The sequence below is a fragment of the Streptomyces aidingensis genome, assembly GCF_900112355.1.
GTDB lineage: Bacteria > Actinomycetota > Actinomycetes > Streptomycetales > Streptomycetaceae > Streptomyces > Streptomyces aidingensis.
Window position 1 is genome coordinate 870,964 of the sequence record NZ_FOLM01000001.1, and the last position, 19,784, is coordinate 890,747.

The following is a 19,784-nucleotide window of genomic DNA, read 5'->3' on the forward strand; positions in this document are numbered from 1 at the left end:
GGGTGGCGTGCCGGAGGAGGTGGGGGGCCAGCCGTTCCCGGACGGCCAGCGGCCCGACGACCACGACCAGGACCAGGACCACGGGGCAGCGGAGGACGCTTTCGCCGCCGTGGTGTTCGACGAGGCCTTTGTGGCGGCGGCAGCCATCAGAGAGCCCAGCGCCGCCGAGCGGATAGCCAGAGCGCTGCTGGAACGGGCGGCCGAGGAGGCAGCCGCCGCCGAGGGCGCGGCCGAGGCCGAGGAGCGGGCCGGCCAGTCGGGCTTCTTCCTCGATCCCGGTGACCCGGCCGACCCGGCGGATCCCCCGGTCTTCCGCCCGCTGGACGGCTCCGGCCGGGGCCGGGGCGAGGCTGACGGCGAGGGGCCGCTGGACTGCGGCCCGGCCTGGATCCCGGACGAGGATCTGGACGCCCTGGGGCTGCGCGACCTCGCCCCGCCCGGCGGGGCACCCGCCCCCGGACTGGCCGGTCCCTACGACCGCCCGGACCACGTGCGCTTTCTGCCGGATCCGGCGGACGCCCCGGCGGCCATGGCGGCCACGGCGGGCGGCGGGCACGGCGGCCGGCGCGCCGCCGGGGAACCGCCGCCCGGCCGCCGCCCGGCCCGCTGGCAGCGGCCGGTGGCCTGTGTGCTGGCCGTGATGATGGGCCTGAGCATGATCGCCATCGCGCTGATCGCGGTGCAGCGGGCCGGTGCCTGGCAGCGCGGCGTGCCGCAGGAGGTGCCGCCGCCCAGCACCGAGCCCGGGGACACCGGCGCCACCACCGGCACCGGTGAGGAGGCCGCTCCCGGCCCTCGCGTCCCCGGTCCCGCCGGCCGCGCTCCGGACCGCCAGGACACGGGGGCGGCCGGCGGGGGAAGCGAGGGGGACGCCACCGGCCGGCAGTCGTCCGGCACCCCCGGCACCGGTGAGGACACCCCGGGCACCGGCGACGGACCCCGGGACCCGGCGGAGCACGCCACCGGGAACGAGACCGGGAACGAGACCGAGACCGAGACCGAGATCGTCGCGGACGGCCTCGGGCCGTTCCCCGCCCCCTGAGGCGGAGCGGCCGGACAGCACCGGGCCCGCCCCCGCGTCGGCCCGCAACTCCGGCGGCGCGGGCGGGCCCAGGACTGTCTCCCCTTCGGTTCCCCGCCTACGCTGGAAGGGTGGCCGGACGTGCGGAACCTCCGGAGGGCTTCCCGGGCGACCTCTCCGGTGGGGACGAGGAGTTTCGAGCGACCGTCTTCGACGAGTCGTTCGTCCGGGCTGCCCGGCTGGAGGAGTACTCCGCCCAGCAGCGGATCGAGGACCACACCTCACCCGTCCGGCGGCGCGATCCCGGGCCGGTGCGCTCCCTGCTGGGGTCGCTGCCCACCCAGGGCCTGGCGTTCGCCCTGGTCATCCTGGTGGCCCTGGTCACCGCCGTCTATCTGGGCAACGCCATGCCCTATGGCGGCGACCGGACCACGGCCGTGCCGCCCCCGCAGATCAGCGTGCTGCCGCTGGCCCCGGACGGCACGGTGCCCGGCGGCGAGCCGGAGGAGCTCTACGCCGGCTCGCCCGCGGACGCCTTCGGCATCGGCGCGGCCGGTCTGGATCTTCCCGAGGCCCGCGCCACCGAGCACTACAGCCAGGGCCAGGTCGCCGATGCCCTGGCCCTGGCCAAGGAATATGTGGTGGCCAGCGGCATCACCCCCGGGGTGCTGACCGGCGCGACCGCCCTGCCGGTGCGCTCGCTGCTCAGGCCCGGCCAGCAGCGCCAGCTCGACCGCAGCCTGGCCGGCGGCACCGGCCAGGCACCGGCCACCGGCTGGCTGGTGCGCCTCGACACCTCGGAGGCCGAACCGGCCGGCAGCCCGGTCCGGGTGGACGGCGTCTTCTCGGTCACCGAGGCGGACGGCGCGCTGGAGGTCTCCAGCACCCATCTGCTGGTCTACGCGGTACGTCCGGCGGCCGACCCCGAGGCGCCCGCCTCGCTGTTCCATGTGCGGCGGGAGCTGCGGATGTCCTTCACCGAGGAGGATCTGCGCAACCGGACGACGGTGCTGCTCGGCTCGCGGGTGCTGGCCGGTCCGGCGGACTGCGCGGACTCGTCGGCGCGCAGCCTGCGCCCGCTGCTGGCCGGGGAATCCGCCCGGGACCCGGGCGGGCCGGCCACCGATCCGTTCGATCTGACCGGCGAGGTCAGGCTGTGCGGCGGCACCCTGAGCGCCGGCTGATCCGCACCGCCCGCCGCAGCGGTACGGCTGCGGCGGGCGGCCGGGACCCGCGGTGCCGCGAGCCCCGGCCGCCCGCCGCGGCGCGTCGTCGGCCGGTGTGATCCGGCCGGCTGCTCTGCTCAGCCGTTGCCCGGCGCGGCCCCGCCGCCGTCCGGGCCGGTGCCGCCGGAGGCGGGGCCGGAGCCGGAGCCCGGCCGGGGCCGGCCCACATTGCTGGCGAAGTCCCGGATCCGGCCGCCCAGGTCACCGGCTCCGCCCGCCACATCGTTGATCAGCTTCATCAGCGGGTCCTTGCTGGTCTTCACCGAGTCGGTGTAGTGCGCGGCGGAGTCCCGCACCGACTCCGAGACCGAGGCCTCGCCGTCCGAGTCGCGCCGGATGTAGTGGCCCTCCATCAGCCGCTGGTAGTCCCGGCTCCTGGCCCACTTGTTGAGCTCCGCGGCGCGCACGGCGGCGAACGGGTGGCTGCGCGGCAGCACATTGAGGATCTTCAGCACCGAGTCGCGCAGATCGCCGCCCGCCTCGTACTCCTCGGCCTGCTCCAGGAACGCGTCCACGTTCATCTGATGCAGGTGGTTGCCGCCGGCCAGCTTCATCAGCCCGCGCATGGAGGCCTGGAGATCCTGGCCCACCAGCAGTCCGGCCCGGTCCGCGGACAGCTCCGACTTGCGGAACCACTCCCGCAGCGCGGTCACGATCGCCATGATCGCCATGCTGCCCAGCGGAATCCAGGCCACCCGGACCGCCAGGCTGGTCAGGAACAGCAGTATGGTCCGGTAGACCGCGTGGCCGGAGAGGGCGTGGCCGACCTCGTGGCCGACGACCGCCCGCATCTCCTCCTCGTCCAGCAGCTCCACCAGGCCGGTGGTCACCACGATCACCGGCCGGTCCAGCCCGATGCACATGGCATTGGGCTTGGGGTCCTGCGAGACGAACATCGGCGGGACCTTGTCCAGGTCCAGGATGTGGCAGGCGTCCAGCAGCATGTGATGCAGATGGGGGAACTGCCGTTCGCTCACCCGCACCGAGTCGGACAGGAACAGCAGCCGCAGGCTGCGCTCCGGAAGCATCGCGCTCAGCGCCTTGAAGACCGTGTCGAAACCGGTGAGCTTGCGCAGCGCCACCAGCGCCGAGCGGTCCGCCGGGTGCTCGTAGGCCCGCGAGGAGATGCCGGGGAAACGGCGGCGCCCGCGGCCCGGCAGATTCTCTCCGCCCGCGCCCGCGCTCTCGTCCGGTGCGGGACCGGCCTTGCCACCTGTGTCCTCCGTGCCGTCGCTCATGAGACCCCCTCCTGGTCGGCATCGCGGTGTCTCCGCAGGGCTCAACGCACCGGCCGCCGGGAGCGTCCCCGGAATCCGCCGCGGAATTGCCGAGCGGTGGGGGGCGTCCGGTCCGGCGGTCCGGCCCGCTTACGATGACCCTACGTTTCCACATGCCCTCGTCCCTGGATAGGTCCCGCATGTACCTCAGCAGTGTCACCACCGCCCTCACCACGCTGGCCGAAAGCGAGGGCGGCGAGCACGGGTCCACCCTGAACGCCTACGCCATCGGAGCCGGCGCGCTGGGCGCGCTGCTCCTGCTGCTGTGGATCACCACCCGGCTCAACCGCGACCGCTGACCGGGGCACCCATTTCCGCCCCGACCGGTTAGGGTCGGCCCATGGGAGAGCAGATACGGACCGGCAAACGCCGGCTCGGTGTGATGGGCGGCACCTTCGATCCCGTCCACCACGGGCATCTGGTCGCCGCCAGTGAGGTCGCCCACCGCTTCGGCCTCGACGAAGTGGTCTTCGTGCCCACGGGCCAGCCCTGGCAGAAGAGCCACAAGGAGGTCTCCGCCGCCGAGGACCGTTATCTGATGACGGTCATCGCCACCGCCGAGAACCCGCAGTTCTCGGTGAGCCGGATCGACATCGACCGGCCGGGCGCCACGTACACCAGCGACACCCTGCGGGAGCTGCGGGCGCTCAATCCGGAGGCGGAGCTGTTCTTCATCACCGGTGCGGACGCTCTGGCACAGATTCTGAGCTGGCGCAATGCGGATGAGCTGTTCTCCCTGGCGCACTTCATCGGCGTGACCCGGCCGGGGCACCCGCTGGCCGATCCCGGGCTGCCGGGCGGCAAGGCGTCCCTGATCGAGGTGCCGGCCCTCGCCATTTCCTCCAGCGACTGCCGGGAACGGGTTTCCCGCGGCGACCCGGTCTGGTATCTGGTGCCGGACGGAGTGGTGCGCTACATCAGCAAGCGCGGGCTCTACCGGACCCCGGACGGGCCACAGAGCTGACAGGGGTTGAAGGGCGGACTGGTGAACGACCGACAGCATCCGTACGGACAGGTGTACGGCTACGACGAGTACGGGCGCCCCCTCTACCAGCCCCCGTCCGGACAGCAGCCGCAGCCCGGCTACGGAACCCACGACACCTACGGCGGTCAGCAGCCGGACGGCTACCCCGCGGGCGGCTACGACGGCACCGGTTATGACAGCACCGGCTACGAAGGCACCGGTTATGACAGCACCGGTTACGACAGCACCGGCTACGGATACGGATACGGCGGACCGGCGCAGGGGCACGCGCAGCCGCCGGACCACGGGCAGGGCTACGGCTACGACCCGTATGCCACCGGACACGTCCAGGACGCGCCGCCCTACCCGCAGCAGCCGGGCCCCGGCCTCCCCCCGGCCCCCGACGGGCAGAGCGGCCCCCACCAGCAGCCCGGTACCGGCTCCGTCCCCGGCACCGGATACGGCCACGGCTATGACTTCGGCACCGGCGGACAGCCGGCCGTCCCCGGCTACGCCACCGGGCCGCAGGCCCCCGCCCGGGACCACGACACCGGCCCGCGGCCGGCCGCCGCAGCCGCTCCCGCGGGCCCCGGGGTTCCCGGCCCGCGCCGCCCCGCCGAGGGCGCCACCCGGGACGGCGGCCGGGAGTACCAGACGGAGCAGTTCTCCTTCGTCGACGAGGAGAACACCGAGACCGAGGACGTCATCGACTGGCTGGAGTTCAGCGAGAGCCGCAGCGAGCGCCGGGAGGAGGCCAGACGCCGCGCGGTGGGCCGCCGCAAGCTGCTGGCCGTGTTCGCCGTGCTGGCCCTGCTGGGTGCCACCGGGTTTCTCTGGATGACCGACCGGCTGCCCTTCGTGCCCGGATCCAGCGGCGAGGAGACCGCCGGGCCCGGCGCCGAGTCCCGGGATGTGATCATCGTGCATCTGCGGGAGACCGGCGGCGACACCGCCTCCACCATGCTGCTGGTGGCCAACGAGACCAGCGGCGAGGCCACCACCCTGCTGCTCCCCAACGAACTGGTGATCACCCCGGACGGCGGCACCACCACCCTGGGCCAGGCCGTGGTGGACGAGGGCGCCGCCTCGGTCCGCGAGGCGGTCGGCCTCCTGCTCGGCGCGGACATCAAGGGCACCTGGCGCCTGGACACCCCGTTCCTGGAGGTGCTGGTCGATCTGCTCGGCGGCGTCGCCGTGGACACCGACACCGAGATTCCCGGCGAGGACGGCGAAGCGCTGGTCACCGCGGGCGAGGACACCCTGCTCGCCGGGCGGGCCGCGATCGCCTACGCCGTGCACCGCGCGCCGGAGGAGCCGCAGAGCGCCCAGCTCGAACGCTTCGGCCAGGTCATGGCGGCGGTGCTGGCCAAGATGCCGACCACCGCGCAGGCGGCCACCACGGTGGTGCAGAACCTGGGCCAGATAGCCGACCCCTCGCTGCCCGAGGGGGAGCTGGGCGCCAGCCTGGCGCTGCTGGGCAGCCACGCCCAGGAGAGCGCACACACCACCGAGCTGCTGCCGGTGGAGAGCGACGGCACCATCAGCGACGAAACCGCCAACGGGGTGGTGCAGGACGTGCTGGGCGGCACGGTCACCAACTCCGATCCGGGCGCCGCGCCGCGGATCGCGGTCCGGGACGCCAGCGGGGTGGCGGGCTCCGCGGAAGCCGCCCGGATCGTGCTGATCAACGGCGGCTACACGGTGGTGGACGCCAAGCCGGCGGACCGGACGGCGGCCGAGTCCGAGGTGCGCTACGCCGACGAGGCCCGCAAGGAGGCGGCCGTCGAGGTCGCCAAGACGTTCGGGCTGCCGGCCGAGGCCGCCGTGCAGGGCGAGGTCCCGGCCACCGCCGATGTGGTGGTGCTGCTCGGCGAGGACTTCGCCGAGGATGCGGCCGAGGAGGCGGCCGAGGAGGCGGCCGGGGAGAGCGCGCAGGAGTGAGCGGACCGGCCGGCGCGGGCGCGGCGAAAACCGCGTGCGCCGGGGTACCCGTCCCGGGAAGCTGCTCCATGCGGGTTCATGAGACCCTGGAACGCGGTATCCCCGAGCGAGGGAGAAAGCTGCATCTTGACCGCCACCGAACGCGCCACCGAGATGATCACGGTCGCCGCCCAGGCCGCGGCCGACAAGCTGGCGCACGACATCATCGCGTACGACGTCAGCGACGTGCTCTCCATCACCGACGCCTTCCTCATCGCCTCGGCGCCCAACGACCGACAGGTCCGGTCGATCGTGGACGGGGTCGAGGAAGAACTCTCCCGGCGCCTGGGCGCCAAGCCGGTGCGCCGCGAGGGCGAGCGCGAGGGCCGCTGGGTGCTGCTCGACTACGTGGACATCGTGGTGCATGTGCAGCACTCCGAGGAGCGGACCTACTACGCCCTGGAGCGGCTCTGGAAGGACTGCCCGGAACTGCCCCTGCCCGAGGACGCCCGGCGCACCCGCGGCGCCTCCGCCGAGCAGGCCGAGGCCGGGGCCGGCAGGCCGGGCGGTGAGTTCCGCTGAGCGGGCCGGCGGGCGGCGGCCGGGGCCGCCGGATCGTGCTGTGGCGGCACGGCCAGACCGCGTGGAACGTGGAGAACCGCTTCCAGGGCAGCACCGACATCGACCTGACCGCGGAGGGCGTGGCCCAGGCACGTCGCTCGGCACAGATGCTGGCCCGGCTCCGGCCGGACGCGATCATCGCCTCCGACCTGCGACGCGCCCGGGACACCGCGGCCGAGCTGGCCACGCTGACCGGCGTCGAGGCGCAGCACTACACCGAGCTGCGGGAGACCTACGCCGGTGTCTGGCAGGGCCTGACGCACGACGAGATCATGGCCCGGTACGGCGAGGAGTACGCCGCCTGGAAGCGCGGCGAGCCGGTGCGGCGCGGCGGCGGCGAGCTGGAGACCGAGGTGGCGGAGCGGGCGGCGCCATGCGTGGAGCGCTCGGTGGAGAAGCTGCCGGACAACGGTGTGCTGGTGGTGGTCAGCCACGGCGGCACCATCCGGACCACCATCGGCCGGCTGATCGGGCTGGACCCGGGGAGCTGGGAGGCGCTGGGCGGGCTGTCCAACTGCTGCTGGTCGGTGCTGGGCTGGAGCGTGCGCGGCTGGCGTCTGCTGGAGCACAACGCCAGCAGTCTCCCGGCCCCCGTCATCGGCGACGACACCTGATTCTCCTTGGCTCACCCCGGGTGGGCCGGAAGAGTTCACCCGTGCGGTGAACCGCCTGGGTATCGATCCCGTCTCCCTTGACAGGGAGGCGGGATTTCTCGCTTATCTGAAGGGTATGGGCCGTGGCAGAATCGAATCCGCCGGACCGGGGTCCGGGGCCGAGCCGCAGCACCGTGGACGTCCCCTGCCGTGCCCTGTGCGGGGTCGGCCGGCGGTGACGCTCCTGTGACGACGGAGGATGTCCACGTGCGCTACGCCCGCGACCGAGGCCGGAGCTGATTGCGCATGGGTGCTCACAGCCGGAAATGCGACTGGTGTGGCAGCGGTACCCCGATCGTGCGCGATCTGGAGCCGGTGAACCCGTCGTACCAGTACTGGTGCGTGGAGTGCGCGCGGGCGCTGATCATAAAAGGCGACCCGATCGAGGTGTACCGGGAACTGGAGGGGGAGCCCATCTACGGGCGCCTGCTGGAGGAGCACTGCACCCTGAAACGCTTCTACACCTTTGCCAGCGCCTGAGCCCGGGCCGCACCGGTTGTGCCGGTGCGACGGCGGCCGGCTCCGGCGGGAACCGATTTGGCATCGCACCCCGGCGGCCGTGTACAGTAGGCGTCGCCGCGCGGGAGACCGCAGGAAAAGCTCAGGGGCTATAGCTCAGTTGGTAGAGCGCTTGCATGGCATGCAAGAGGTCAGGAGTTCAATTCTCCTTAGCTCCACGGGTCTCCCGTCGCAGCGGCTTCCCATCATGGGGCTATAGCTCAGTTGGTAGAGCGCTTGCATGGCATGCAAGAGGTCAGGAGTTCGATTCTCCTTAGCTCCACAAGCTGAAGATGCGTCTCCCGAGCGGGTAACGGAGTGGCGGACAGGATGCGGGGATCCGGTGATCCCGCTCATCCGTCCGCCCATTCTTTTGCGGTCCTGTCCGGCCCGCCGCCTCCGCTTCTGTGCCCCGCCGAGTGCGGTAGGCTACCTCCATGCGTGCCGTACGCCTTCTGCTTACCGGGCCGCGCTGACCACGGCCGCCCCCTGTGGCGGAGTCGGCGCGGCGTCCCCTCCTGAGCGAGGGGCTTTTTCATGTCCGGAGCAGACGACGATCCAATGCTGGAGCTGGAGCGATGACCGACACACACAGGTACGGGGCCGCGCTGGCGGCGGACATCGAGGCGCGCTGGCAGGACTACTGGGAGCAGCACGGCACCTATCAGGCGCCGAACCCCAAGGGCGACCTGGCGGCGCCGGCCGGTGACGACCGCGCCCGCCGGCCCAGCAAGTTCATCATGGACATGTTCCCCTACCCCTCGGGTGCGGGACTGCACGTGGGTCATCCGCTGGGGTACATCGCCACCGATGTCTACGCCCGCTATCTGCGCATGACCGGGCACAATGTGCTGCACACCCTGGGCTTCGACGCCTTCGGCCTGCCGGCGGAGCAGTACGCGGTGCAGACCGGCACCCACCCCCGGGTGTCCACCGAGGCCAACATCGGCACCATGACGGCGCAGCTGCGGCGGCTGGGCCTGGGCCACGACCGGCGCCGCTCCTTCGCCACCATCGATCCGGACTACTACCGCTGGACCCAGTGGATCTTCGTCCAGATCTTCAACTCCTGGTACGACGAGCGGGCGGACCGGGCCCGGCCGATCCCGGAACTGGTGGCCGAGTTCGAGGCCGGCGAGCGGCCGACCCCGGACGGCCGGCCCTGGGCGGAGCTGACCGAGACCGAGCGCGCCGATGTGCTGGGCGGTTACCGGCTGGCCTATGCCACCGACGCCCCGGTCAACTGGTGCCCGGGGCTGGGCACCGTGCTGGCCAATGAGGAGGTCACCGCGGACGGCCGGTCCGAGCGCGGCAACTTCCCGGTCTTCAAGGCCAAGCTGCGGCAGTGGAACATGCGGATCACCGCCTATGCCGAGCGGCTGCTGGCCGATCTGGACGCGCTGGACTGGCCGGAGGCCATCAAGCTGCAGCAGCGCAACTGGATCGGCCGCTCCGAAGGCGCCCGGGTGGACTTCGCCGTGCAGCGCCCGGCGGCCCGGCCCGGCAACGGCGGGGAGACCGAGGCGGACGGCGCCATCACCGTCTTCACCACCCGTCACGACACCCTGTTCGGTGCCACCTACATGGTGCTGGCGCCGGAGCACCACCTGATCGACGCGGTGCTGCCGGCCGCCTGGCCGCCGGGCACCAAGGACGCCTGGACCGGCGGCTACGCCACCCCGGCGGAGGCGGTGGCCGCCTACCGCAAGCAGGCGGCGGCCAAGTCGGATGTGGAGCGGCAGGCCGAGGCCAAGGAGAAGACCGGGGTCTTCACCGGCGCCTGGGCGGTCAACCCGGTCAACGGTGAGCGGCTGCCGGTGTTCATCGCCGACTATGTGCTGATGGGCTACGGCACCGGCGCCATCATGGCGGTGCCCGCCCACGACCAGCGGGACTTCGAGTTCGCCCGCGCCTTCGGCCTGCCGATGCGCTGCGTGGTCGACCCGGGCGAGGGCCGCTCCACGGACCCGGCCGACTGGGACACGGCCTTTGTCTCGGGCGAGGCGCGGATCATCAACTCGGCCGGGCCCGAGGTCTCGCTGGACGGGCTGCCGGTGCCCGAGGCCAAGGCCCGGATGGCGGCCTGGCTGGAGTCCGCCGGGGTGGGCAGGGGCACGGTGAACTACCGGCTGCGCGACTGGCTGTTCAGCCGGCAGCGGTACTGGGGCGAGCCGTTCCCCGTGGTGTACGACGAGAACGGCGTGGCGCACGCGCTGCCGGAGTCCATGCTGCCGCTGGAACTGCCGGAGGTGGAGGACTACTCGCCGCGCACCTTCGACCCGGAGGACGCCGACACCCAGCCGGAGACCCCGCTGTCCCGCAACGAGGAGTGGGTCAACGTCACCCTGGACCTGGGCGACGGACGCGGCCCGCGCCCCTTCCGGCGGGAGACCAACACCATGCCCAACTGGGCCGGTTCCTGCTGGTACGAGCTGCGTTATCTGGACCCGCACAACGCCGGGAAGCTGGTCGACCCGGAGATCGAGCGCTACTGGATGGGCCCGGAGGAGACCAAGCCGCACGGCGGGGTGGATCTGTATGTGGGCGGCGCCGAGCATGCCGTGCTGCATCTGCTGTACGCCCGCTTCTGGCAGAAGGTGCTGTACGACCTGGGCCATGTCTCCTCGGCCGAGCCGTTCCACAAGCTGTTCAACCAGGGCATGATCCAGGCGTATGTCTACCGCGACCCGCGGGGCTTCCCGGTCCCGGCCGCCGAGGTCGAGGAGCGGGCGGACGGCACCTGGTGGCACGGCGGCGAGCAGGTCCGGCGGGAACTGGGCAAGATGGGCAAGTCGCTGAAGAACGCGGTCACCCCGGACGAGATCTGCGCCGAGTACGGGGCCGACACCCTGCGGCTGTACGAGATGGCCATGGGCCCGCTGGACGTCTCCCGCCCCTGGGACACCCGCGCGGTGGTCGGCCAGTTCCGGCTGCTGCAACGGCTGTGGCGCAATGTGGTGGACGAGGCCACCGGGGAGTGCGTGGTCGCGGACGAGGAGCCGGACGAGGCCACCCTGCGCGCCATGCACAAGGCGATCGACGGGGTGACCCGGGACTTCGCCGGGCTGCGGTTCAACACCGCCATCGCCAAGATCACCGAGCTGAACAACCATGTCACCAAGCAGGGCCGCACCCCGCGGGTGGTCGCCGCCACCCTGGTGCGGCTGATCGCGCCGCTGGCCCCGCACATCGCCGAGGAGCTGTGGCACCGGCTGGGCCACACCGATTCGGTGGTGCACCAGGAGTTCCCCCGCGCCGACCCGGCCTATGTGGTGGACGAGACGGTGACCTGCGTGGTGCAGGTCAGGGGCAAGGTGCGGGCCCGGCTGGAGGTCTCGCCGGCCATCGCCGAGGAGGAGCTGGAGCGGGCCGCGCTGGCCGATCCCGCGGTGGTGGCCGCACTGGGCGGCGCGGGCGTGCGCAAGGTGATCGTCCGGGCGCCCAAGCTGGTCAACATCGTCCCGGCCTGACCGGCCGGGCTCCCGTAGGGGACGGCCCGGAACTCCCTCCGGGCTCCGCGCCGTCCCCCTCCCGCCGCCATGGGCATACCCTTGAGGGACAGCCGGCGGCGGTGCTTCCGGCGCGAAGCGGGACCGGGCGGCCGAAGCGGAAGCCGGAGCGGAAGCGGAGCGGACCATGGAAATCGTGCTCGCCATCGTGGCCCTGACACTGGCGTTTCTGACGGTGGCCGTCATCGTCACGGTACGCGGCGTGCGGGCCGCCAGGCGCGGTATCGAGCGGGGTGTGCGGCAGGCCAGGCGTGCCGTCACCGACGCCACCCTGCGTGCCCGGGCCACCCAGCCGGGGCCGCTCGGCGAGGCGGCGCGCGCCCGCAAGGAGCTGCGCGAGTCGCTGGAGAGCACCCGGACGGTACTGGCGGCGGTCTCGCGCAACGACCCGGCGCTGGGCGAGGCCCAGTCGCTGCTGGAGCGGCTGCACGAGCACGCCCAGCAGGTGGACGGCGAGCTCGCCATGCTGATGGACGTGGAGCCGGACCGTTCCCGGCTGGCCGCCCGGCTGCCCGGACTGCGCGAGCGCGCCGACCGCATCAAGGCCTCGGCGGACTCGCTGCGGCATGCCGCGCAGGACCGCGTGCTGCATCATGACGCCGAGCAACTCGACGCGCTGCAACGGCAGATCGAGATCGAGTCGGGTGCGCTGCGGCACTGGACGACGCCCGAGCAGGACGGCGGGCAGGCGCTGCCGCCCCAGCCGCCGCGCCGCGAGCTCTTCCGCAAGGCACCCCGCAACGAGACCCCCTGACGCGCGGGCCGGCGGGCCGGGGCGGGCCGCGAGCCCGGGACGGCGGGGCCGGAGGCGAAGCGCTCGCGTATCCTCCGATCCATGCCCCGTGCCGCTGCCCCGACGCCCGCCATCGTCACCGACTCGACGGCCCATCTGCCGCAGCCGGTGCTGCGGCGGCACGGGATCACCTCGGTGCCGCTGACGGTGGTGCTGGACGGCGAGGCGGTGGAGGACGGCACCGAGGACGCCGCCCGGCGGCTGACCCAGGCGCTGCGGCAGCGGCAGGCGGTGACCACCTCCCGGCCCAGCCCGGCCGCGTTCGCCGAGACCTACCGGCGGCTCGCCGAGGGCGGTGCCCGCGCGATCGTCTCGGTCCATCTGTCCTCGGAGATCTCCGGCACCCATGACGCGGCGCTGCTGGCCGCCAAGGAGGCGCCGGTACCGGTACGGGTGGTGGACAGCAGGCTGATCGCCATGGGGCTGGGCTTCGCGGTGCTGTCCGCGGCCGAGGCGGCCGAGGCGGGCGGCACCGCCGACGAGGCGGCTGCCGCGGCGGCCAAGCGGGCCGAGGGCACGGCGGCGTTCTTCTACGTCGACACGCTGGAACATCTGCGCCGCGGCGGACGCATCGGCACCGCGCAGGCCCTGCTCGGGTCCGCGCTGGCGGTCAAGCCGCTGCTGGAGATGGCCGGGGGGCGCATCGAACCGCGGGAGAAGGTGCGCACCGCCGGGCGGGCCATCGCACGGCTGGAGGAGCTGGCGGTGGGGCACGCGGGCAGCGGCCCGGTGGACATCGCGATCCAGCATCTGGCGGCCCAGGAGCGTGCGGCGGAACTCGCGGAGCGGCTGGCCGCGCGCCTGCCGGAGCTGGGCGAACTGCATGTCGGCGAGGTCGGCGCGGTGCTCGGCGCCCACACCGGCCCGGGGCTGCTGGGCGCGGTCGTCGCCCCGCGCTGACCGGCCGCCGGTGCCGGGCCGCTGCCCCGGCGGGGTGTGCCGCTCGTTCCCGGGCGGGTTATCCACAGGTTCGCATCATGATCAACTTGTTGGGGCCGGTGCCCTCTACCGTCCCTTGGCATGACAGAACGCGCACAGGGCGGCCGGCGGGATGTGCGGGAGCGCGCGTCGGCGCTGCTCACCGGACCCGCTCCGGCCGCCGGCCCCGGAGCCGGGGCAGCCGGGGCGGAGGACATGCCGTCGCTGCCCTGGCGGCGGCGGACGCGGCTGGCGGTGCTGGACCGGCTGCCGCGGTGGGCGGCGCCGCGCTGCGGCGTTCCGCCCAGAACGCTGGCCGCGGTCGGCGTGGTACTGGCCATCGCGGCGGGCTTCGCGGTGCACCACTACGCCACCGGCCGGCCGCGGGCCGCGCCGCCGCCGGAGGCGGTTCCCGTCGCCGTCTCCACCGACGGCTCCCCCTCCGGTGACGGCTCTCTCTCCGGTGACGGCTCCCCTTCCCGGACCGGCACCGGGGAGCCGGACGGGGCGGCGGAGACCGTGGTGGTCGACGTGGCCGGGAAGGTGGCGGAGCCCGGGGTGATCACCCTGCCGGCCGGCTCCCGGGTGGCCGACGCGCTGCGCGCGGCCGGCGGCGTCACCCCCGGCACCGACACCACCGGCCTCAACCGGGCCCGGGTGCTGACCGACGGAGAGCATGTGGTGGTCGGCGCGCCCGGGCCCGCCCCGGCCCCGGCCGGGCCCTCCGCCGGACCCGCCCCGGTCGCCCTGAACACGGCCACCGCCGAGGAGTTGCAGACCCTGCCCGGGATCGGCCCGGTGCTGGCGGCCACGATCATCGCCCACCGGGAGGAGCACGGCCGCTTCACCGCCGTCGAGCAGCTGCTGGAGGTCACCGGCATCGGGGACCGGCGCCTGGCCGAGCTGCGGGACCGTGTCGTCCTGTGACCCGGCCGCGGCCGGGCCCGGGCCGCCGCCGCCGCGCCATCCGGTGCACGCCGCCTCCGGGCACCGTCTGGGCGCCTCCCACCCGCGCCAGGACCACCCCGCCGATCTGCGGCTGCTGCCCGCCGCCGGAGCCGCCTGGGCCATGGCCGCGCTCACCCTCGGCACCCCGGCCCGGCTGACCGCGGCCCTGGCCCTGGCCGGTGGCGGCGCGGCCGTGCTCGTCCTGCTCCTGTCCCGGGCCCTGTCCCGGGGACTCGCCCGGCCGTCCGCGGCGCGGCACCGGCCGCTGCTCACCGCGACCGCCCTGGCGCTGCTCTGCGCCGCGGCGGCGGCCACCGTCACCGGACTGCACACCGCAGCCGCCCTCGGCGGCCCGCTGCCCGCCCTGGCCGCGGAGCACCGGCAGGTCACCGTCGAGCTGGCCGTCACCGCCGATCCGCGCCCGGCCCGCTCCGGTCCCGAGGACGCGGGCCGCCCCCGGCCGCTCCTCGTCGAGGCCACCGCACACCGTGTCACCACCCCCGACGGCACCGCCACCCGGCTCCGCAGCCCCGTGCTGCTGGTGGTCACCGGCCTCCCGGACGATGCGCCGGACCGGAGGGCATGGGCGGAACTGCTGCCCACCACCCGGCTGCGGACCGCGGCCCGCCTCGCCCCGCCGCATCCGGGCACCTCCCGCCGGATCGCCGCGGTCCTGGTCGCCGACGGCACCGAGCCGCCCGAGGTCACCACGGAGCCCGGCCTGCCGCAGCGCCTGGCCGGCCGGCTCCGTGCCGGTCTGCGCGACGCCACCGAGCCGCTGCCCGGGGATCCGCGCGGCCTGCTGCCCGCCCTGGTCGTCGGCGACACCTCCCGGCTCCCCGCGGACCTTCAGGAGGCGGTGCGGGCGGCCGACATGGCGCATCTGATCGTGGTGTCGGGCGCCCATCTCACCCTGATCCTGGCGGTGCTGATCGGCCGGCCCGCCCGGGCCTCACGGGCCGAGCGCGGCGGACTGGCCCCGCTGCTGGGCCTTGAGCTGCGCACCACCGCGCTGCTCGGGCTCGGTGTGGTGGCGGGCTTCGTGGTGCTGTGCCGGCCGGGCCCCAGCGTGCTGCGGGCCGCGGTGTGCGGCGCGATCGCGCTGCTCGCCGTGGCCACCGGCCGGCGCCGTTCGCTGCTGCCCGCGCTGGCCGCCGCCGTCCTGCTGCTGGTGCTGTACGACCCGGGCGGCCACGCCCGGTCCTTCGGCTTCCTGCTCTCGGTGGCGGCCACCGGATCGCTGCTCACCCTGGCCCCGCGCTGGAGCGACGCCCTGCGGCGGCGCGGCATACCCGCCCGGCTCGCCGAGGGGCTGGCCGCGGCGGGCGCCGCCCAGGTGGTGTGCGCGCCGATCGTCGTGGTCTTCGCCGGCCGGGTCAGCCTGGTGGCGATCCCGTGCAATCTGCTGGCGGAACCGGCCTTCGCGCCGGCCACCGTGCTCGGCTGGGCGGCGCTGGTCCTGGCCCCGGTCTCCCCGGCCGCCGCCGAGGCACTGGCCTGGCTGGCGGCCTGGCCGGCCCGGTGGATCGCCGCGGTGGCCCGTACCGGGGCCGGGCTGCCGGGCGCCGAACTGGGCTGGCCGGGCGGCTGGGCCGGGGCCGCGCTGCTCGCCGCGCTCACCGTGGCGCTGCTCGCGCTGGGCCGTCGCGCCGTCCGCCGTCCCGCGGCCGGCGCCTGCGCCGCCCTGCTGCTCCTGCTGGCCCTGCTCCGGCCGCCCGCCCTGACCGCACTGCTCACCGGCTGGCCGCCGCCGGGCTGGCTGCTGGTGGTGTGCGATGTCGGGCAGGGCGACGCCCTGGTGGTGCGGGCGGGCGAGGGCTCGGCACTGGTGGTGGACACCGGCCCCGACCCGCGGGCGGTCGACCGCTGCCTGCGGGAACTCGGGGTGACCCACATCCCGCTGCTGGTGCTGACGCACTTTCACGCCGACCATGTGGCGGGCCTGCCCGGGGTGCTGCGCGGCCGGGACGTCACCGCCATCCAGACCTCGCCGGTGCGGGAGGAGCCCGGGCAGGCCGACCGGGTGGAGGCCACGGCCCGGGAGGCCGGCATCCCGCTCACCGCGCCGGCGCCCGGCGAGCGCCGTACCCTCGGCGCCGGGCTGGCCTGGCAGGTGCTGTGGCCGCCGGAGCGGCCGGCCGGCCACGGCGCCAACGACGCCAGCATCACCCTGCTGCTCCGCGCGCACGGACTGACCGTGCTGCTGCCCGGCGACATCGAACCGCCCGCCCAGCAGGCGCTGCTGGCCGCCCATCCGCAGCTGCCCGCGGTGGACGTGCTCAAGGTGCCGCACCACGGGTCCGCCTACCAGCACCGGCCGCTGCTGGAGCGGCTGCGCCCGCGGATCGCCCTCATCTCCGCCGGGGCGGACAACTCCTACGGCCACCCGGCCCCGGAGACCCTGGCCGTCCTGCACGGCCTCGGCGCCCTCACCCTGCGCACCGACCGCCACGGCCCCATCGCCCTCACGCCCGGCCCCACCGCCGTCACCGGGCGGGGCAGGCGGCGGCGTGCGGCGGGTTATTCCTGTTCCAGCCAGCCGTCGTGTTGCTCGGCCAGGGTGCGCAGCCTCGCCGGGTCGTGGTCCCCGGGGTCGTCCACCACGACCAGCCACTGGGCGTCCTCGGCATCGTCCTCACCGGCCAGGGACTCCCGGACGACCGGGGGCCGGTCCTCCAGGCCGAGCAGCTCGGCCACCTCTTCCGCGGCCTCTTCCGCGGCGTCCCGGTCCGGGAGCACCAGAATGTGTCGTGCGTCGGTCACGGCGTTATTGTGCACACCGCCCGCGACCGGGCCGCGCGCGGGCTGTCGGTGGCGCGTGGGATGCTGTGCGGGATGGCCGGGAACGCGAACAACGCAGGCAGGGCGGGAGCCGGGGCACGGGGTGCGCAGGGGGCGCAGGGGCCTCCGGCGCCGCTCACCCTGGCCGTGGGCCAGGAGGAGCTGCTGCTGGACCGCGCCGTGCGGGAGGTGGTGGCGGCGGCCCGGGCCGACGACCCGGACACGGATGTGCGGGATCTGGCGCCGGGGGAGCTCCAGCCGGGCGTGCTGGCCGGGCTCACCAGCCCTTCGCTGTTCGCCGAGCGCAAGGTGGTGGTGGTCCGGCAGGCCCAGGATCTGGCCGCGGACACGGTCAAGGAGCTCAAGGCCTATCTGGCCGCCCCGGCCGAGGAGATCGCGCTGGTGCTGGTGCACGCCGGCGGCCCCAAGGGCAAGGCGCTGCTGGAGGCGGCCCGCAAGGCCGGCGCCAGGGAGGTGGCGTGCGCCAGGCTGACCAAGCCCGCCGACCGGCTCGCCTTTGTGCGCAACGAGTTCCGGGCCGCCGGGCGCAGCGCCTCGCCGCAGGCCTGCCAGGCGCTGGTGGACGCCCTGGGCAGTGATCTGCGCGAGCTGGCCTCGGCCTGCGGCCAGTTGACCGCGGATGTGGACGGCGTCATCGACGAGGCCGTGGTGGCCCGGTACTACACCGGGCGCGCCGAGGTGAGCAGCTTCGCGGTGGCCGACCGGGCCGTGGAGGGCCGGGCCGCGGAGGCCCTGGAGGCGCTGCGCTGGGCGCTGGGCACGGGCGTGGCCCCGGTGCTGGTCAGCAGCGCGCTGGCGCAGGGCGTGCGGTCCATCGGCCGGCTGGCCTCGGCGCCGTCCGGCGCCCGGCCCGCGGATCTGGCCCGGGAGCTGGGCATGCCGCCGTGGAAGATCGACCGGGTGCGGCAGCAGACCCGCGGCTGGAGCGCGGACGGGGTGGCGGCGGCGCTGCGGGCGGTGGCCGAGGCGGACGCCGCGGTCAAGGGCGGCGGCAGCGATCCGGCCTATGCGCTGGAGAAGGCGGTGGTGGCCGTCGCGCGGGCCGCCCGCTCCCGGCGCTGACCCGCCGCGCCCGGCCGCCGCCGGCGGCCCGGCCTCAGGCGCCGCCGGAGTCCTTCATGGCGCTCAGGGTGTCCTCCAGCACCTGGTGCAGCATCTGGGTGATCTCGTTCTTCTCGGTGGTGCCCTCGGACCAGTTGCTCCAGGAGATGGACAGCTCCAGCCAGCCCTCGCGCACCGCCAGACTGATCCAGTCGGTCCGGTCCTCGGCGGAGTCGGTGCTGCTCACCAGGTATGCCTCGTCGCCGAGCCCTTCCTCGTAGGGCCGGGCGTCGTAGGTGTAGTCCTCGCCGCCGTACAGCCTGTTCATCTCCCGGCTGCCGGCGAAGTGCGGGGCGGGGTCGGCCGCGCGGTGCCAGACGGCCTCCATGGTCACATAGACCGAGCTGTATTCGCCGCTCTCGGTGGGGAAGGTCTGCCGGCACTGCCCGGCGTCCCGGTCCTCGTGGGAGAAGCTGCTGGACTCCGCTTCCGCCTCCGGCTCGCCGTAGTGCTCCTGGACGGCGGCGAAGTCCGCGACCTCGCACAGATCCTGGTAGACGCCGTTGCCCGCGAAATCGGGGGAGGCGGCCCGGGCGAACGGCGGATTGCCGGTCACCAGCAGTGCCCCGGCCCAGCCCGCACAGGCCAGCAGCGCGCCGGCCAGCCCGCCCCACAGCCACCCCGCTCCGCCGCGCCGTCCGCCGCCCGGACCGGTCACCGGGCCCGGCAGCGTCCCGGGACCGTACGGCGACACGCCCGGCATCGGGGTGGCCGGGGGCTGCGCGTAGGGGTTGTTCGGCTGGGGCTGCCGCGGGTATCCGTACCCGCCCGCCGGGTGCGCGGGATTCTGGGGTTCCCCCGGTATCGACATGATGTCAACTTACCCCGCGGCAAGGGCTTCTGCGCATCGGCTTCCGGACGGAACGGCGGCGCCGCGCGGCACCGTGGCAGGCCGCAGGCAGGCGGGGGCAGGGGGAAGGCCCCGGAGCGCCGCCCCGCTGGGGGCGCTGCTCCGGGGCCTTCCCCGTCCTGGACCGTATCCGGCGGCCTTCCCGGCACACCGCACCACGTGGCGAACGTCGGGACGGTGCGGCGCGCGGACGGATCGTGACCGGGCGGCGGTGAGAGGGACCTCCGCGCCGGATCCGTGGGCCGGCCGGGCCGGGTCAAGCGCCCGGTGTCACCTGGAGAGGGCGTTGATCTGCTTGGCCAGGGCCGACTTCCGGTTGGCGGCGTTGTTCCTGTGCAGCACGCCCTTGCTGACGGCCTTGTCCAGCTTCCGGCCCGCCACCCGGGCGGCGGCGGCGGCCTGCTCGGCGTCGCCGGCGGCGATGGCCTCGCGGGTACGGCGGATGGCCGTCTTCACCTCGGACTTGACCGCCTTGTTGCGCAGCCGCGCCTTCTCGTTGGTCTTGATGCGCTTGATCTGGGACTTGATGTTCGCCACGAATGAGCCTCTGCAGGTTCGGATGATTCGACTCGCCCCGGCACGGTGGACCGGCGGTGACCGCCGCCGCTGCTGCCGGCGGCGCGAGCCGTGGGCAGAGCGCGGAACACCGTGCGGAAGCAGTCGCCCAGCCTACCAGCGGGGAC

The 19,784-nt window shown here is 74.4% G+C and carries 17 protein-coding genes, 2 tRNA genes and 1 pseudogene; 16 read left to right on the top strand and 4 right to left on the bottom strand.

The features are described from left to right. Positions 1–7 precede the first annotated feature (7 nt). Positions 8–1,042: an SCO2584 family spore wall biosynthesis protein gene (locus BM242_RS03800; protein WP_139238252.1), complete on the top strand. Its 1,035-nt coding sequence runs from the start codon at positions 8–10 to the stop codon at positions 1,040–1,042. Positions 1,043–1,152: 110 nt separating this feature from the next. Next, positions 1,153–2,205, top strand: a complete 1,053-nt coding sequence (locus BM242_RS03805; RefSeq protein ID WP_093837117.1) for an SCO2583 family membrane protein — start codon at positions 1,153–1,155, stop codon at positions 2,203–2,205. A 119-nt stretch (positions 2,206–2,324) separates the two neighbouring features. On the opposite strand, the gene BM242_RS03810 is transcribed toward BM242_RS03805, so the two are convergent. After that, positions 2,325–3,485, bottom strand: coding sequence for a M48 family metallopeptidase (locus BM242_RS03810; protein WP_093837118.1), 1,161 nt, complete (start codon positions 3,483–3,485; stop codon positions 2,325–2,327). 179 nt (positions 3,486–3,664) lie between these two features. On the opposite strand from BM242_RS03810, the gene BM242_RS29170 reads away from it, so the two are divergent. The 13 genes and pseudogenes from BM242_RS29170 to BM242_RS03870 form a co-directional block, all read left to right on the top strand. Beyond that, complete coding sequence (locus tag BM242_RS29170; protein WP_175541235.1) at positions 3,665–3,823, top strand: hypothetical protein; 159 nt, start codon at positions 3,665–3,667, stop codon at positions 3,821–3,823. 41 nt (positions 3,824–3,864) lie between these two features. Then, entirely contained in the window at positions 3,865–4,488 is a 624-nt protein-coding gene (gene nadD, locus BM242_RS03815) for a nicotinate-nucleotide adenylyltransferase (protein ID WP_093837119.1), read from the top strand. Between the two features lie 21 nt (positions 4,489–4,509). Continuing rightward, positions 4,510–6,429: an LCP family protein gene (locus tag BM242_RS03820; RefSeq protein ID WP_093837341.1), complete on the top strand. Its 1,920-nt coding sequence runs from the start codon at positions 4,510–4,512 to the stop codon at positions 6,427–6,429. 126 nt (positions 6,430–6,555) lie between these two features. Beyond that, positions 6,556–6,990: a ribosome silencing factor gene (gene rsfS, locus BM242_RS03825; RefSeq protein ID WP_093837120.1), complete on the top strand. Its 435-nt coding sequence runs from the start codon at positions 6,556–6,558 to the stop codon at positions 6,988–6,990. After that, a complete protein-coding gene (locus BM242_RS03830) occupies positions 6,987–7,643 on the top strand; it encodes a histidine phosphatase family protein (protein ID WP_093837121.1) in 657 nt (218 codons plus the stop codon). The genes rsfS and BM242_RS03830 overlap by 4 nt, the downstream gene beginning before the upstream one ends. A 285-nt stretch (positions 7,644–7,928) precedes the next feature. Then, the gene (locus tag BM242_RS03835) at positions 7,929–8,162 is read left to right on the top strand and encodes a hypothetical protein (RefSeq protein ID WP_093837122.1); all 234 of its coding nucleotides are present in this window, start codon (positions 7,929–7,931) and stop codon (positions 8,160–8,162) included. A 124-nt stretch (positions 8,163–8,286) separates the two neighbouring features. Then, positions 8,287–8,359, top strand: a tRNA-Ala gene (locus BM242_RS03840). A gap of 31 nt (positions 8,360–8,390) precedes the next feature. Next, a tRNA-Ala gene (locus tag BM242_RS03845) sits at positions 8,391–8,463 on the top strand. 295 nt (positions 8,464–8,758) lie between these two features. Next, positions 8,759–11,650 (top strand): leucine--tRNA ligase, encoded by a 2,892-nt coding sequence (leuS, locus tag BM242_RS03850; protein ID WP_093837123.1) that lies wholly within the window; start codon positions 8,759–8,761, stop codon positions 11,648–11,650. Between the two features lie 166 nt (positions 11,651–11,816). Next, positions 11,817–12,443: a hypothetical protein gene (locus tag BM242_RS03855; RefSeq protein WP_175541236.1), complete on the top strand. Its 627-nt coding sequence runs from the start codon at positions 11,817–11,819 to the stop codon at positions 12,441–12,443. A gap of 81 nt (positions 12,444–12,524) precedes the next feature. After that, the gene (locus BM242_RS03860; RefSeq protein WP_093837124.1) at positions 12,525–13,382 is read left to right on the top strand and encodes a DegV family protein; all 858 of its coding nucleotides are present in this window, start codon (positions 12,525–12,527) and stop codon (positions 13,380–13,382) included. Positions 13,383–13,502: 120 nt separating this feature from the next. Further along, positions 13,503–14,327: a ComEA family DNA-binding protein gene (locus BM242_RS30710; protein ID WP_093837125.1), complete on the top strand. Its 825-nt coding sequence runs from the start codon at positions 13,503–13,505 to the stop codon at positions 14,325–14,327. Beyond that, a pseudogene (locus tag BM242_RS03870) lies at positions 14,314–16,875 on the top strand (ComEC/Rec2 family competence protein); the annotation flags it as partial. The gene BM242_RS30710 and the pseudogene BM242_RS03870, both read left to right, overlap by 14 nt. On the opposite strand, the gene BM242_RS29980 reads toward BM242_RS03870, so the two are convergent. Continuing rightward, a complete protein-coding gene (locus tag BM242_RS29980) occupies positions 16,869–17,111 on the bottom strand; it encodes a hypothetical protein (protein ID WP_093837342.1) in 243 nt (80 codons plus the stop codon). The pseudogene BM242_RS03870 and the gene BM242_RS29980 sit on opposite strands and share 7 nt — an antisense overlap. 159 nt (positions 17,112–17,270) lie before the next feature. On the opposite strand from BM242_RS29980, the gene holA reads away from it, so the two are divergent. Then, complete coding sequence (gene holA / locus BM242_RS03880; protein ID WP_425443807.1) at positions 17,271–18,212, top strand: DNA polymerase III subunit delta; 942 nt, start codon at positions 17,271–17,273, stop codon at positions 18,210–18,212. Between the two features lie 34 nt (positions 18,213–18,246). Here holA and BM242_RS03885 read toward each other — a convergent pair whose 3' ends face one another. Both BM242_RS03885 and rpsT read right to left on the bottom strand, forming a co-directional pair. Then, complete coding sequence (locus BM242_RS03885; protein ID WP_093837127.1) at positions 18,247–19,062, bottom strand: hypothetical protein; 816 nt, start codon at positions 19,060–19,062, stop codon at positions 18,247–18,249. A gap of 309 nt (positions 19,063–19,371) precedes the next feature. Then, positions 19,372–19,638, bottom strand: a complete 267-nt coding sequence (gene rpsT, locus BM242_RS03890; RefSeq protein WP_093837128.1) for a 30S ribosomal protein S20 — start codon at positions 19,636–19,638, stop codon at positions 19,372–19,374. Positions 19,639–19,784: the final 146 nt, after the last annotated feature.

What these genes read in the sequence shown, in the direction of transcription:
- BM242_RS30710 (WP_093837125.1), top strand. Translation starts at nt 13,503, where the DNA reads ATGACAGAACGCGCACAGGGCGGCCGGCGGGATGTGCGGGAGCGCGCG.
- BM242_RS03885 (WP_093837127.1), bottom strand. Translation starts at nt 19,062, where the DNA reads ATGTCGATACCGGGGGAACCCCAGAATCCCGCGCACCCGGCGGGCGGG.
- BM242_RS29170 (WP_175541235.1), top strand. Translation starts at nt 3,665, where the DNA reads ATGTACCTCAGCAGTGTCACCACCGCCCTCACCACGCTGGCCGAAAGC.
- BM242_RS03810 (WP_093837118.1), bottom strand. Translation starts at nt 3,485, where the DNA reads ATGAGCGACGGCACGGAGGACACAGGTGGCAAGGCCGGTCCCGCACCG.
- nadD (WP_093837119.1), top strand. Translation starts at nt 3,865, where the DNA reads ATGGGAGAGCAGATACGGACCGGCAAACGCCGGCTCGGTGTGATGGGC.
- leuS (WP_093837123.1), top strand. Translation starts at nt 8,759, where the DNA reads ATGACCGACACACACAGGTACGGGGCCGCGCTGGCGGCGGACATCGAG.
- BM242_RS03835 (WP_093837122.1), top strand. Translation starts at nt 7,929, where the DNA reads ATGGGTGCTCACAGCCGGAAATGCGACTGGTGTGGCAGCGGTACCCCG.
- BM242_RS03855 (WP_175541236.1), top strand. Translation starts at nt 11,817, where the DNA reads ATGGAAATCGTGCTCGCCATCGTGGCCCTGACACTGGCGTTTCTGACG.
- BM242_RS03860 (WP_093837124.1), top strand. Translation starts at nt 12,525, where the DNA reads ATGCCCCGTGCCGCTGCCCCGACGCCCGCCATCGTCACCGACTCGACG.